This window comes from Pseudomonas sp. MHK4 (assembly GCF_054600775.1).
The window spans coordinates 83,321-96,244 of the sequence record NZ_BAAIAK010000015.1; the positions used below are offsets into that span (position 1 = coordinate 83,321).

The 12,924-nt window shown below is 61.3% G+C and carries 11 protein-coding genes and 1 pseudogene; 8 read left to right on the top strand and 4 right to left on the bottom strand.

From position 1 onward, the window contains the following. Positions 1-141 precede the first annotated feature (141 nt). From nirB to ACYP2Q_RS27440, 3 genes are read left to right on the top strand one after another with little or no spacing between them, the layout of a single operon-like run. Complete coding sequence (nirB, locus tag ACYP2Q_RS27430; protein ID WP_459733341.1) at positions 142-2,703, top strand: nitrite reductase large subunit NirB; 2,562 nt, start codon at positions 142-144, stop codon at positions 2,701-2,703. Then, positions 2,703-3,077 carry a nitrite reductase small subunit NirD gene (gene nirD, locus ACYP2Q_RS27435; protein ID WP_459733342.1) on the top strand — a complete coding sequence of 125 codons (375 nt, stop codon included), beginning with the start codon at positions 2,703-2,705 and terminating at the stop codon, positions 3,075-3,077. Before nirB ends, nirD begins: the two co-directional genes overlap by 1 nt. A gap of 31 nt (positions 3,078-3,108) precedes the next feature. Continuing rightward, positions 3,109-3,549, top strand: coding sequence for a CBS domain-containing protein (locus ACYP2Q_RS27440; protein ID WP_459733343.1), 441 nt, complete (start codon positions 3,109-3,111; stop codon positions 3,547-3,549). A gap of 87 nt (positions 3,550-3,636) precedes the next feature. Here ACYP2Q_RS27440 and ACYP2Q_RS27445 read toward each other — a convergent pair whose 3' ends face one another. Further along, entirely contained in the window at positions 3,637-4,068 is a 432-nt protein-coding gene (locus ACYP2Q_RS27445; RefSeq protein WP_459733344.1) for a nuclear transport factor 2 family protein, read from the bottom strand. A gap of 278 nt (positions 4,069-4,346) precedes the next feature. Here ACYP2Q_RS27445 and ACYP2Q_RS27450 point away from each other — a divergent pair. Together ACYP2Q_RS27450 and ACYP2Q_RS27455 are read left to right on the top strand one after the other, a co-directional pair. Continuing rightward, positions 4,347-5,102, top strand: a pseudogene (locus ACYP2Q_RS27450) (MCP four helix bundle domain-containing protein); the annotation flags it as partial. Between the two features lie 132 nt (positions 5,103-5,234). After that, entirely contained in the window at positions 5,235-5,960 is a 726-nt protein-coding gene (locus ACYP2Q_RS27455) for a methyl-accepting chemotaxis protein (RefSeq protein WP_459733396.1), read from the top strand. A gap of 110 nt (positions 5,961-6,070) precedes the next feature. On the opposite strand, the gene ilvD is transcribed toward ACYP2Q_RS27455, so the two are convergent. Continuing rightward, positions 6,071-7,753, bottom strand: coding sequence for a dihydroxy-acid dehydratase (gene ilvD / locus ACYP2Q_RS27460; RefSeq protein ID WP_459733345.1), 1,683 nt, complete (start codon positions 7,751-7,753; stop codon positions 6,071-6,073). A gap of 362 nt (positions 7,754-8,115) precedes the next feature. On the opposite strand from ilvD, the gene mqo reads away from it, so the two are divergent. Together mqo and ACYP2Q_RS27470 are read left to right on the top strand one after the other, a co-directional pair. After that, a complete protein-coding gene (gene mqo / locus ACYP2Q_RS27465) occupies positions 8,116-9,759 on the top strand; it encodes a malate dehydrogenase (quinone) (protein ID WP_459733346.1) in 1,644 nt (547 codons plus the stop codon). A gap of 99 nt (positions 9,760-9,858) precedes the next feature. Next, positions 9,859-10,191: a hypothetical protein gene (locus ACYP2Q_RS27470; RefSeq protein ID WP_459733347.1), complete on the top strand. Its 333-nt coding sequence runs from the start codon at positions 9,859-9,861 to the stop codon at positions 10,189-10,191. A 12-nt stretch (positions 10,192-10,203) separates the two neighbouring features. Here the strand turns inward: ACYP2Q_RS27470 and ACYP2Q_RS27475 are convergent, their stop codons facing one another. Beyond that, entirely contained in the window at positions 10,204-10,656 is a 453-nt protein-coding gene (locus ACYP2Q_RS27475; RefSeq protein WP_459733348.1) for a hypothetical protein, read from the bottom strand. A 164-nt stretch (positions 10,657-10,820) separates the two neighbouring features. Here ACYP2Q_RS27475 and ACYP2Q_RS27480 point away from each other — a divergent pair, with 164 nt between their 5' ends. After that, on the top strand, positions 10,821-12,242 hold the full coding sequence (locus tag ACYP2Q_RS27480) for a DUF2252 domain-containing protein (RefSeq protein ID WP_459733349.1): 1,422 nt from the start codon (positions 10,821-10,823) through the stop codon (positions 12,240-12,242). A gap of 4 nt (positions 12,243-12,246) precedes the next feature. Here ACYP2Q_RS27480 and ACYP2Q_RS27485 read toward each other — a convergent pair whose 3' ends face one another. Continuing rightward, complete coding sequence (locus tag ACYP2Q_RS27485) at positions 12,247-12,741, bottom strand: PaaI family thioesterase (RefSeq protein WP_459733350.1); 495 nt, start codon at positions 12,739-12,741, stop codon at positions 12,247-12,249. Positions 12,742-12,924 lie beyond the last annotated feature (183 nt).

A 12,924-nucleotide genomic window follows, 5' to 3' on the forward strand; every position in this document is an offset into this window, starting at 1 on the left:
TCGTGGGCAACATCGGTGGATCAGGCATGGCCGTCTGGTTTCAACACCGCAAAAGAACAGGCAAAGACGCCTGGAACCGCAAGGTTTCAGGCGTTTTTTTTTGCTTTTTTTCACCGTGATGGGCTTTGGGCAGGGTCGTTTATGAATTCCAATGTAGCCAGTTTGAACAAGCTGCAAACGCTGATCGTGATCGGCAATGGCATGGTCGGACATCATTGTGTCGAGCAGTTGATCGAGCGCGGCGCGCTTGATCGTTATCGGCTGCACGTCTTCAGTGAAGAGCCGATGCGTGCCTACGACCGCGTGCATCTGTCCGAATACTTCTCCGGTCGCGACGCCGAGTCGTTGGCACTCAGTGACGCGGCGTTGTACCAGACGCCCGGCGTCACCCTGCACCTGGGGGTGCCGGTGCTGGAAATCGATCGCGTCCGGCGCCAGGTGATCACCGCACAAGGCTGTGTGGCCTACGACAAGCTGGTCCTGGCCACCGGCTCTTACCCGTTTGTGCCGCCGATCGAAGGCGCCGAAGGTGACTCGCGCCTGGTCTATCGCACCCTGGAAGACCTCGATGCCATTCGTGCCGCGGCGGCCAATGCCCGGCGCGGTGTGGTGGTCGGCGGTGGCTTGCTCGGCCTGGAAGCCGCCAACGCCCTGAAAAGCCTGGGTCTTGAAGCCCATGTGGTGGAGTTCGCGCCACGTTTGATGCCGGTGCAACTGGATGATCTGGGTGGGCTGGCGCTCAAGGCGCAGATCGAACGGCTGGGCGTCGGAGTGCACCTGTCTCGCGCTACACAGTCGATCAGTGCCGGCGAGCAGTACCGCTACCGGATGAATTTTGCCAACGACGAATTCCTTGAGACCGACCTGGTGGTGTTCTCCGCCGGGATTCGTGCCCAGGATGCACTGGCCCGTCAATGCGCGCTGGACATTGGCCCGCGTGGTGGCGTGGTGATCGACGACACCTGCCTGAGCTGCGACCCGCACATCTACGCCATCGGCGAGTGCGCCTCGTGGAACGGCAGCCTGTTCGGCCTGGTCGCCCCCGGCTACCAGATGGCCCGCAGTGTCGCGGCACGCTTGTGTGACGACGCAGCCGAGCCCTTCCAAGGCGCCGACATGTCGACCAAGCTCAAATTGCTCGGTGTCGACGTCGGCTCCATCGGCGATGCCCACGCCAATACGCCGGGTGCGCGCAGCTATCAGTTCATCGATGAAACCAGCGCCAGCTATCGGCGCCTGGTGGTCGACGCCAGCGGCAAACAGGTGCTCGGTGCGGTGCTGATCGGCGACAACAGCTACTACGACACGCTGCTGCAATACATGCAGAACGCGATTGCCTTGCCGTCCGAGCCGGCGGCATTGATCCTGCCGTCGTCCGAAGGCGCGCCGACCCTCGGCCCTGGCGCCTTGCCCGAAACCGCCACGGTCTGCTCCTGCCATAACGTGACCAAGGGCGCCATCTGCTCGGCCATCGACGGCGGTTGCACCGACCTCGGCCTGCTCAAGTCGCAGACCAAGGCCTGCACCGGTTGCGGTGGTTGCGCAGGCTTGCTCAAGCAAGTCTTCGAGCATGAGCTGGTTGCCCGTGGGGTAAGCGTCGACAAGAGCCTGTGCGAACACTTCGCCTACACCCGTCAGGAACTGTATGCGCTGGTGCGGGTAGAAGGGGTGATCAGCTTCGAAGAACTGCTGGCCAAGCATGGCCGCGGCCACACCGGTTGCGACGTGTGCAAGCCGGCGGTGGGCTCGATCCTGGCGTCGTGCTGGAACCAGCCGATCATGGACCCGTCGCTGGTGCCGTTGCAGGACACCAACGACACCTTCATGGCGAACATGCAGAAAAACGGCACCTATTCAGTGGTGCCGCGCATTCCCGGTGGCGAGATCACCGCGGACAAGCTGATAGCCATCGGCGTGGTGGCGAAGAAATACGACCTCTACACCAAGATCACCGGCGGCCAGCGCATCGACCTGTTCGGCGCCCAGTTGCATGAGTTGCCGGACATCTGGAGCGAACTGATTGAAGCGGGCTTCGAAACCGGCCACGCCTACGGCAAATCGACCCGCACGGTGAAGTCCTGCGTCGGCAGCACCTGGTGCCGCTATGGCGTGCAGGACAGCGTGCAAATGGCCCTGACCATCGAGGATCGCTACAAGGGCCTGCGCTCGCCGCACAAGCTCAAGTTCGCGGTGTCCGGTTGCACCCGTGAATGCGCCGAAGCGCAAAGCAAGGACGTCGGCGTGATCGCCACCGAGAAGGGCTGGAACCTCTACATCGCCGGCAACGGCGGCATGCGCCCGCGCCATGCCGAGCTGTTCGCCACCGACCTCGATGACGCGACCCTGATCCGCTACATCGACCGTTTCCTGATGTTCTACATCCGCACCGCCGACAAACTGCAGCGCACCTCGGTCTGGCGCGAAAGCCTGGAAGGCGGCCTGGACTACCTCAAGGACGTGATCATCCACGACAGCCTCGGGCTCGGTGCCGAACTCGAATCGCAGATGCAACTGGTGGTCAATCGCTACGAATGCGAGTGGGCCAACGCCCTCAAGGACCCGGAAAAGCTCAAGCGCTTCCGCACCTTCGTCAACGACAAACGCGCAGACCCGGACATCCACTTTGTCCAGGAGCGCGGCCAGCGCCGGCCGATCATGGCGGCCGAACTCAACCTGATCCCCGTTACCGAGGAGCGTGCCTGATGAACCAGTCCAATAGCCAACGCGTTGAATCCGCTGCGTCTGCCACCTGGCAATCGGTGTGCAGCCAGCACGACCTGGTCAATGACTCCGGCGTGGTGGTGTGGCTGGACGGTGCCCAGGTGGCGCTGTTCTACCTGCCGGGCATGGCGGGCAAGAACCTCTATGCCATCGACAACCACGACCCGCAATCCGGCGCCAATGTCATCGGCCGCGGTCTGGTCGGCAGCATCAAGGGCGACCTGGTCGTTGCGTCACCTATCTACAAGCAGCACTTTCGTCTGGAGGACGGCATTTGCCTGGAGTACCCGCAACAGCGCTTGCGGGTCTGGCCGGTGCGGTTGAACGACGGGGTGGTGGAAGTCGGGGTGGCCTGACGTTGCACGCCATTCACAGCAGGAGACGAACATGAAGACAGCCGCACAGTTGCTCAAGCTCAAGGTCGTGGAAAACCAGCAGGTGCACAGCATCGCCCCGGATGCCATGGTGCTGGACGCCGTGAAGAAAATGGCCGAAAAAAACGTTGGCGCATTGCCCGTGATCGAAAAGGGCCAGGTCGTCGGGGTGATCAGCGAGCGCGACTATGCGCGCAAGGTGGTCCTGCTGGGGCGTTCGTCAGTCGGCACGCCGGTCAGGGCAATCATGAGTTCGCCGGTGGTCACGGCCGATAGCCAGCAGAGCATCGAGCATTGCATGGCGGTCATGACCGACAGCCACTTGCGGCACTTGCCGGTGGTGGAAAATGGCGAGCTGATCGGGTTGCTGTCGATTGGCGATCTGGTCAAGGAGGCCATTGTCGAGCAGGCGGACCTGATTCGCCAGTTTGAACATTACATTCGCGGGCACTGAAACCAGCGGGTTGATCGGCGCAACACAAAAGGGGGCGAAGGGCGGGTAGACGCCGATTCGTCCCCTTTTTTCGGGATCAGTCAAACATCAGAACTTGAACGCCTGGCGTCCTACCAGCAGCCATTTTCCGCCTTGTTTCTGCCAGATCTGGAAATTCTCGATTTCTGTCGGGACCACCTCGGTGCCCTTGAGGGCCTGGGCCGAGAAGTGGTGGCGGACCAGCGCGACATCGCCGGAAACGGTGATGCTCTGGTTCTGCATCTCAAGGGTCTTGAAGGCACTTTTGCCGGTTTCGATATCGGCGATGAAGGCTTTCTTGTCCTGGATCTTGCCGCTGGAATGGCCGTAGGTGAGGTTCTCGGCGGTCAACGCGTTCAGTTCAGGAATGTCCTTGTGCAGCATCGCCTGGGTCAAGTGCTCGACGGCTTGCGCTACGTCCTTGTCTCCGGAAGCCGGGGTGGCGGCGACGTAGCCGCTGAACAGGCACAGAAAACCAATCAGCAGGTTTGCTTTTTTCATGATGTTTCCTTGTTGTTGTGGGGGATCGGATCGAGGAGTACTAGATAACATGTCTGTCATCGTACAACCTAGCATGGAGCGGAGGAAATACGCGAACCTGCTGTTGATTTCCCTGGGCCATACCGCAGAAAAAGCTGGGTTACCTACCGCATGTCGAAAAAACCACAATCAATTGCAATAGGCTTCAATTCGCGCAGAGACCCGTCGATAACCTCTTGAGATGCCATTCGCGGTGGCCGTTGGCCAACCGACACACGTGCCAGAAGAGGAACCACAGAGTGTCCATAAAACTGCGTTTACTGTTGTTGATAGGGACGGGGTTGCTCACCGCGTTGATCATGGGCCTGGTCGGTTACCTGGGGACGGCCCGGATGGCGGAGGCGGTGCAGGACAACGAAGTGGGCATGACCGTGCTGCGCAACCACATGGAAGCCGACATGATGCATGACGCGCTGCGCGCCGACGTGTTGTCGGCGATGCTGGTCGGGCTGGGCAAAAGCACCAGCAGCCAGGCCGAGGTGCGCACGTCCATCGAAGAGCACGCGGCGCACTTTCGACAAGTGCTCGGCGACAACCTCCAGCTGCCGGTCAACGACACTCTAAAAACCGCGCTGAACAGGATCAAGCCCAGTCTCGACACCTACATCAGTACGGCCGAGCGCATTGCCGGCGTGGCCCTGGAAAATCCCGAGGCCGCGCAAAAGGAACTCGGCACCTTCAACAGCGTGTTCAGTCAACTGGAAGAGCAGATGGCCGCCCTCAGCGAGCTGATTGAAAGCAACAGCCAACAGGCCAGTGCAGGCACCCGCCAGGCGCTCGGCAGCGCCAACCTGACCCTCGGCGCCGTGCTCATCGCCAGCCTGTTGTTGCTGCTGGCCCAGGGACGCTGGGTAATCCTGAGCATCATGGGTCCGTTGCGCACGGCCAGCCGCATTGCCGAGAGCATCGCCCACGGCAACTTGAGCGAACCCATTGTCGAGCCGACCCGCACCGACGAAGCCAGCCTGTTGATTCGCAGCCTGGCGACCATGCAGCGTGATTTGCGCGGCATGATCGAAGTGGTGCGCAGCAACGCCCATGGCGTCAGCGGCATGAGCACACGCCTGAGCAATGGTTGTCACGAAGTGGCCGGCAGCAGCCAGCAGCAAAGCGCTGCCGCCAGCACCATGGCCGCTGCCGCCAGTGAAATGACCGCGAGCATCGAGGAAATCACCCGGCATGCCGGGCGGGCGCTGGACATGGCCAACCAGGCCGAGGCGCTGGCCAAGGATGGCGGGCGGGTGATCCACCAGGTAGTCAACGACATGGACGGCATCGCCCGTTCGGCGCAGCAGTCGGCGCAGGTAATTCGCACGCTGGACAAGGAATCGGAAGGGATTTTCAGCATCATCCAGGTGATCAAGGGCATCGCCGACCAGACCAACCTGCTGGCGCTCAACGCCGCCATCGAGGCCGCTCGCGCCGGGGAGCAGGGCCGTGGTTTTGCCGTGGTGGCCGACGAGGTGCGCAGCCTGGCAGGCCGCACCAGCGCCTCGACCCAGGAAATAGCCGGCATGGTCTCGCGCATCCAGCAAAGCACCCGCGAGGCGGTGGTCAGCATGGAGGAGGGCGTCGCCCAGGTCGACAAAGGCATGGCCGTGACCGCCGACGTCGAGCGCGCCATCCGCGAAATCCTCGAGGCCACGCTCAACACCACACAACTGGTCAACGACATCAGCCGCACCATCGGCGAACAAAGCCTGGCCAGCAATGAAATCGCCCATCAGGTAGAGATGATTGCCGGGATGTCCGAAGGTAACAGCAAGGTGATCGGGCAGACGGCTTCGACGACGGATGAGCTGTCGAGCCTGGCGGGGCAGTTGTCGCAGTCGGTGGATCGGTTTCGGCTTTGAGGAACTCCTGTAGGAGCTGGCTTGCCAGCGAGGCGGCTTACCTGACACACCGCATCGCCTGGATTCGCCAGCAAGCCGGCTCCTACGGGTCGTGTTGATTGCCACGGAATTTAAAGGTACTTGTCGGTCACCGCTCCCTCCGAAGCACTGGACACCGTCTTCGCATACTTGGCCAACACTCCGCGCTTGTACTTCGATTCGGGCCTTACCCAACGGCCCTTGCGCTCGGCCAGTTCCGCGTCGGACACATCAACCGTGATCTGCCGTGTTTCAGCATCGATGGTGATCCGGTCGCCATCTTCGACCAGCGCGATTGGCCCGCCTTCAAACGCCTCCGGCGTGATATGCCCGACCACAAAACCATGGGAGCCGCCGGAAAAGCGGCCATCGGTGATCAGCGCCACTTCCTTGCCCAGGCCCTTGCCCATCACCGCCGAGGTCGGCGAGAGCATTTCGCGCATGCCTGGTCCGCCCTTGGGCCCTTCGTAGCGGATCACGATCACATCGCCCGCCTGCACTTCGCCGTTGAGGATGCCGGCCAGCGCGCCTTCCTCGCCGTGGTACACCCTGGCCGTGCCTTCGAAGCGCAGGCCTTCCTTGCCGGTGATCTTGGCCACGGCGCCGGTGGGCGAGAGGTTGCCGCGCAGGATCACCAGGTGCGAGTCCTTCTTGATCGGCTGGTCGAAGGGCAGGATCACATCTTGCCCTGCGGGGTAGTCGGCCACGTTTTCGAGGTTTTCGGCGAGGGTCTTGCCGGTCACGGTCAGCACGTCACCGTGCAGCATGCCGGCCGCCAGCATGCGCTTCATCAAGGGCTGGATGCCGCCGATGGCCACCAGCTCGCTCATCATGTATTTGCCACTGGGGCGCAGGTCCGCGACCACCGGAGAGATCTTGCCCAGCTCGACGAAGTCGTCGAGGGTCAACTCGACGTCCACGGCATTGGCCATGGCCAACAGGTGCAGCACGGCGTTGGTCGAGCCGGCGAGGGCGATCACCACGCGGATCGCGTTTTCGAAGGCCTTGCGGGTCATGATGTCCCGGGGCTTGAGGTCAAGCTTGAGCAGCTCCATGACCTGCTGGCCGGCGCGGAAACTGTCCGAGGCCTTGTCGCTGCCCACCGCGTCCTGGGAACTGGAACCGGGCAGGCTCATGCCCAACGCCTCGATGGCCGAGGCCATGGTGTTGGCGGTGTACATGCCGCCACAGGAACCGGGGCCGGGAATCGCCACTTCCTCGATCTGCTTGACCTGGATCTCGCTGATGTCGCCGCGCGCGTGCTGGCCCACGGCTTCGAACACGGAAATGATGTCGGTGTGGCCGGCGCCGGGGCGAATGGTGCCGCCATAGACGAAGATCGAAGGACGATTGAGCCGCGCCATGCCGATCAGGCACCCCGGCATGTTCTTGTCGCAACCGCCCACGGTCACCAGTCCGTCAAAACCTTCGCAACCGACCACCACTTCGATGGAGTCGGCAATCACCTCGCGGGACACCAGTGAATACTTCATGCCTTCGGTGCCGTTGGCGATGCCGTCGGAAATGGTGATGGTGTTGAAGATCACGCCCTTGGCACCGGCGGCGTTCGCGCCTTTTTCCGCTTCGATCGCGAGTTTGTCGATGTGCATGTTGCAGGGCGTGACCATGGCCCAGGTGGAGGCGATGCCGATTTGCGGTTTCTTGAAATCTTCGTCGGTAAAGCCCACGGCGCGCAGCATGGCACGGGCGGGCGCGGCCTCGACGCCGTCGATGACCTGGGAGGAATATTTGCGCAGATCGTCTTTATCGCTCATGGCTCTTCCCCACATGCTTGACTGATGACCACTGAGTATAGACACCCATCCACAGCAACCAACCCGCGCGGGCTGGCCTTGTCGTGATATTCTTGGCAGCAACTTGGTTTGATCCATTCAGTTTTCCTGTCCTTGAGACGGGCGAGCAGAATCACTGTCGCTCAAGTAGCTGAAGCCAAAAAAGATAAGAAGTCAGTTCAGGAGGGACATATAACTGGGGTCGATGCAGTCAGTCGGCCTTGTGTGCCCACCCTCCAGACGTCCTGTGCGAGAACCCGCGGCAGACTTGCCTGAATGCCGTGAACAAGCGGCTCGCGATTGCAGATGGAGGGGCGGATGGCGTTTTATCATAGGTGCTACAGATGTTTAAGAAAGTGAACACGGCCCTGCTGGGGCTGGCCTTGTCGTTGGGGATGACGACAGCCCAGGCCGAAGAAGCCAAGAAAGTCGACGTGCTGCTGATCGGCGGCGGCATCATGAGTGCGACCCTGGGTGTCTGGCTCAACGAGTTGGAACCCGGCACTTCGATGGAAATGATCGAGCGTCTGGACGGCGTCGCTCTGGAAAGCTCCAACGGCTGGAACAACGCCGGTACCGGTCACTCGGCACTGGCCGAGCTGAACTACACCCCGGAAGACGACAAGGGCAACGTGTCGATTCCGAAGGCCGTTGAAATCAACGAAGCGTTCCAGATCTCCCGTCAGTTCTGGGCCTGGCAGGTCCAGCAAGGCGTGCTGAAGAACCCGCGCTCGTTCATCAACTCCACGCCGCACATGAGCTTCGTGTGGGGCGATGACAACATCAAGTTCCTGAAAAAGCGCTACGAAGCCCTGCAAGCAAGCCCGCTGTTCGCCGGCATGCAGTACTCCGAAGACCCGTCCGTGATCAAGAAGTGGGTCCCGCTGATGATGGAAGGGCGTGACCCGAACCAGAAAGTCGCGGCCACCTGGAGCCCGATCGGCACCGATGTGAACTTTGGCGAAATCACCCGCCAGTTCGTCGCGCACCTGCAAACCACGCCGAAGTTCGACTTGAAGCTGTCCAGCGAAGTGCAGGACATCAGCAAGAACGCAGACGGCAGCTGGCGTGTCAGCTACAAGAACCTGAAAGACGGTAGCAAGTCCGAAACCGACGCCAGGTTCGTGTTCATCGGCGCCGGCGGCGGTGCCCTGCACCTGCTGCAGAAGTCGGGCATTCCTGAAGCCCGTGAATACGCAGGCTTCCCGGTAGGCGGCTCGTTCCTGGTGACCGAAAACCCGGCCATCGCCGAGCAACACCTGGCCAAGGCCTACGGTAAAGCGTCGGTTGGCGCTCCGCCGATGTCGGTTCCGCACCTGGACACCCGCGTGCTGGATGGCAAGCGCGTGATCCTGTTTGGCCCATTCGCGACCTTCAGCACCAAGTTCCTGAAAGAAGGTTCGTACCTGGACCTGCTGACCACCACCACCACGCACAACGTGTGGCCGATGACCAAGGTCGGCATCAAGGAATACCCGCTGGTGGAGTACCTTGCCGGTCAGCTTATGCTGTCTGACGAAGACCGCCTCAACGCCCTGAAGGAATACTTCCCGAACGCCAAGGCCGAAGACTGGCGCTTGTGGCAAGCCGGCCAGCGCGTGCAGATCATCAAGCGTGACGAAGCCGCCGGTGGCGTGCTGAAGCTGGGCACCGAGATCGTTGCTTCGCAAGACGGCAGCATCGCCGGCCTGCTGGGCGCGTCCCCGGGTGCTTCGACTGCCGCACCGATCATGCTCACCGTGCTGCAGAAAGTCTTCAAGGACAAGGTCGCGACCCCGGCCTGGCAGGAAAAGCTGCACCAGATCGTGCCGAGCTATGGCACCCAGCTGAACGCCAGCCCGCAAAAGGTTGCCGAGGAATGGGCCTACACCGCCAAGGTGCTGGAACTGACTCCGCCACCGGCGATTGGCCAGGCCGTTGCTCCAGCTGTCGAGGCTGAGAAGGCCAAGGCACCGAAAGAGAATGCTGCGGCAGACATGGCGCTGTAACTGAGCGCCTGATCAGCAAGCCCACTGTGCCAGGAATGGCCGGTGGGCTTTTTTGTATCCGCTTGCCCCCTGTCCACCTGTTCTCCTGTAGGAGCGAGCTTGCTCGCGAAAAACCTGAGTACGCCGCGGGGTATCAGGTTGATAGCGTTATCGTTGACGACCATCGCGAGCAAGCTCGCTCCTACAGTTCATCCGTTTCATCCGTTTCATCCGTTTCATTCGTTCCATCTGATCCGTATTTTCCAGCGCTTTCTGACCCTGTTATGCATTCAGCCCAAGCCCCACAATGACGGCAGGTTCCGCAGCTGTAGCCGCGGTGCACCGCATTCTCAAACGGTAGGAGGCTTTATGGGCAAGATGGCGTTTTTCCTCGGTGGTTTCCTGGTGTTGACCATTCTGATCGGCGTATTGGCAACGATTTCGCCGGTATGAGGTGAATGGCGCCTACTTTGCCGAATCTGCTTGCCTGATGTCTCCACAGAAAATATCGACGTTTCCATCCGTCGCTGCGGTGCGCACGACGACGTGATAGTCACCGGACAGCAGGACAGGCAAGGCCACGGGCACGCTTCTTGAGAACGTCCAGCCGCGAATCGGTTGGCGCTCGGTGTTGACCCTGTCATTCATGGCATACGCGACGGGGCCGGGTTGCTCGCAGCTGCCTTTGTTGATGAAGCTGTAGAGGCGCAGGGGCAGGGAGGCACCGCTTGGCGCACCACTGATGAAGAAACTGAGTCCGGTTTGCTGGTCCCAGGCGGACAACGCCACATTGCCGATCTGGCCGGTGTTCTGCCGGGTGGCGACCAGGGTGACCGAGACGCTCTGGTTGGAGGAGGTGGCGCAGCCGAACAGGCTGGCGCAGACCATCAGCGCCGCCAGTGAATGTCTGGGCTTCATTGCAAAACTCCTGTGCAGGACAACAGGGGGAGATTAGTGGGTATAGCCCATTTATCGAGGGCCGAAGGCTGTCGATTTTGCGGCGTTGCAATCGGGCACGGGTCGCAAAGCGGATCTAGACTCAATGACGTCGGGCTTCCTCAAGCCTTGGCCAAGGAGTGAACATGGCTCCCCGCAAGAGCACCCGCAAGAGCAAGCCCGCCAAAGACGGTAAATCCACCGCGGCCGTGCAAGAGCCGGTCTTTCGCTCGCGCAAGGAACGCCTGGGCGCCGGTGAACGATTGAGCCAGAGCGTGCCCCACGCGCTCCACGCCGAATGGAAACCACCGCGCAAACATCGCGACCCGATCGAGCTTCTGGAAAAGTCCAACCGCTATCGGCTTCCCAGCCTGGTACCGGTGCGCTACGGGCGCATGTTGCGCAGTCCGTTCACTTTCTTGCGCGGTTCGGCGGGCTTGATGGCGCATGACCTGGCCATGACCCCCACCACGGGAATCGAAGTGCAAGCCTGTGGCGATTGCCACCTGTTGAACTTCGGCCTGTTTGCCACCCCCGAGCGCAACCTGATTTTTGACATCAATGATTTTGACGAAACGCTTCCCGCGCCTTGGGAGTGGGATGTGAAACGCCTGGCGATCAGTTTTGTCGTGGCGGCCCGGGATAACCGGATCAGCGATAAAGTGGCCAGGGACATCGCCATGGAGTGCGTACGGGTCTACCGCGAGCGCTTGCGCAAGCTGTCGAAGTTGAGCCCGTTGCAGGTCTGGTATGAGCGTCTCGATGCCCAGACGATCATCGACAAGGCGCCCACGGCCGAGATCAGGAAGCTTCGCGAACAAGTGGTGGCACGGGCCAAGGCACGAGTCGGTGATTACCTCTATCCGAAAATCAGCAGCGAGGTGGCGGGGCGCCGGCGGCTGATCGACCAGCCGCCGATCCTATTTCACGTGGATGAACCGGATTTCCTCCAGCGAGCACGCGAGGCGCTGCAGGATTATCGGCTGTCGCTGCCCCATGAACGGCGCGTGCTGTTCGATCGTTATCGCCTCGAAGACATTGCGGTCAAGGCGGTCGGGATCGGCAGCGTGGGTACCTATTGTTTCGTCGGCCTTTTCTTCAGCGCGGAAAACCAGCCGTTGCTCCTGCAATTCAAGGAAGCCTGCCCCTCGGTATTGGCGCCTTACGCCGGCAAGAGCGAATTCGAGAACCAGGGGCAGCGCGTGGTCACCGGGCAGCGACTGATGCAGTCTTCCAGCGACATCTTCCTGGGTTGGACCCGTGGTCGGAACGGTCGGGACTTCTTCGTACGCCAGCTGCGTGACATGAAAATGTCGGCACCCATCGAAGGCATCACGGCGGCGCGCCTGAAGCGCTACTCCCATTGGTGCGCCCAGACGCTTGCCCGTGCCCACGCCAATTCCGGGGATGCTGCGCTCATCAGCGGTTACCTGGGCAAATCGGACAGCTTCGACCAGGCCATCGGCAAATTTGCCGTGGCCTATGCCGATCAGAACGCCAAGGACTATGCCGCGCTATTGGCCGCGTACCGATCCGGGCGTATCACGGCGCTGATGGAAGAGGATTGACCCGCTACCGTCCGTGCGCGGTGTCTGCCAGTTGCGCGGTATCGACCCGGACGAAAATGGAGTCACCCACCGCGGTCAGCACGTCCCCGGCGTAGACTTCGCAGATGACCCGCGTCTTGCGCCCGACTTCACCTTCCACCCGCGCCCGCAGGGTGAGCGGGATGCCCATGGGCGTCGGCTTGATGAACTTGATGCCGAGGTTGCCGGTGACGCAATTGATCCGCGGCAGGCTTGCGACTTCACGGTTTTCCGCGCGGTAGTGATAGGCCATGACCGCCCAGTTGGAATGGCAATCGACCAACATGGCGATCAGCCCGCCGTAGACCAGGTCCGGCCAGCCGCAGTATTTGGCTTCGGGCACGTGCTCGGCGATGACATGCACGCCGTCATCATGCCAATAGCTCTTGATGTGCAACCCGTGGGGATTGTTGCTGCCGCAGCCGTAGCACACGCCGTCGGGCGCGGCGGAGTCTTGCAGGGAGGTGTCGAGGTTGGACATGGTTGTGTTATCCGGAAAAAAAGGCCGAACCTGGTGTGCGTTAATGTTGTAGGAGCCAGGCTTGCCGGCGAAGACGTCGGCACATTCAGCATCGTAGTGTCTGACAGGCCGCCTTCGCTGGCAAGCCAGCTCCTACAGGTTTTGGATCGGCACATCCAACATCGACCAGCCTTCGCTGGCAAT

Coding starts and splice junctions, on each gene's coding strand:
- nirB (WP_459733341.1), top strand. CDS start 142: ATGAATTCCAATGTAGCCAGTTTGAACAAGCTGCAAACGCTGATCGTG.
- nirD (WP_459733342.1), top strand. CDS start 2,703: ATGAACCAGTCCAATAGCCAACGCGTTGAATCCGCTGCGTCTGCCACC.
- ACYP2Q_RS27440 (WP_459733343.1), top strand. CDS start 3,109: ATGAAGACAGCCGCACAGTTGCTCAAGCTCAAGGTCGTGGAAAACCAG.
- ACYP2Q_RS27445 (WP_459733344.1), bottom strand. CDS start 4,068: ATGAAAAAAGCAAACCTGCTGATTGGTTTTCTGTGCCTGTTCAGCGGC.
- ACYP2Q_RS27455 (WP_459733396.1), top strand. CDS start 5,235: ATGGCCGCTGCCGCCAGTGAAATGACCGCGAGCATCGAGGAAATCACC.
- ilvD (WP_459733345.1), bottom strand. CDS start 7,753: ATGAGCGATAAAGACGATCTGCGCAAATATTCCTCCCAGGTCATCGAC.
- mqo (WP_459733346.1), top strand. CDS start 8,116: ATGTTTAAGAAAGTGAACACGGCCCTGCTGGGGCTGGCCTTGTCGTTG.
- ACYP2Q_RS27475 (WP_459733348.1), bottom strand. CDS start 10,656: ATGAAGCCCAGACATTCACTGGCGGCGCTGATGGTCTGCGCCAGCCTG.
- ACYP2Q_RS27480 (WP_459733349.1), top strand. CDS start 10,821: ATGGCTCCCCGCAAGAGCACCCGCAAGAGCAAGCCCGCCAAAGACGGT.
- ACYP2Q_RS27485 (WP_459733350.1), bottom strand. CDS start 12,741: ATGTCCAACCTCGACACCTCCCTGCAAGACTCCGCCGCGCCCGACGGC.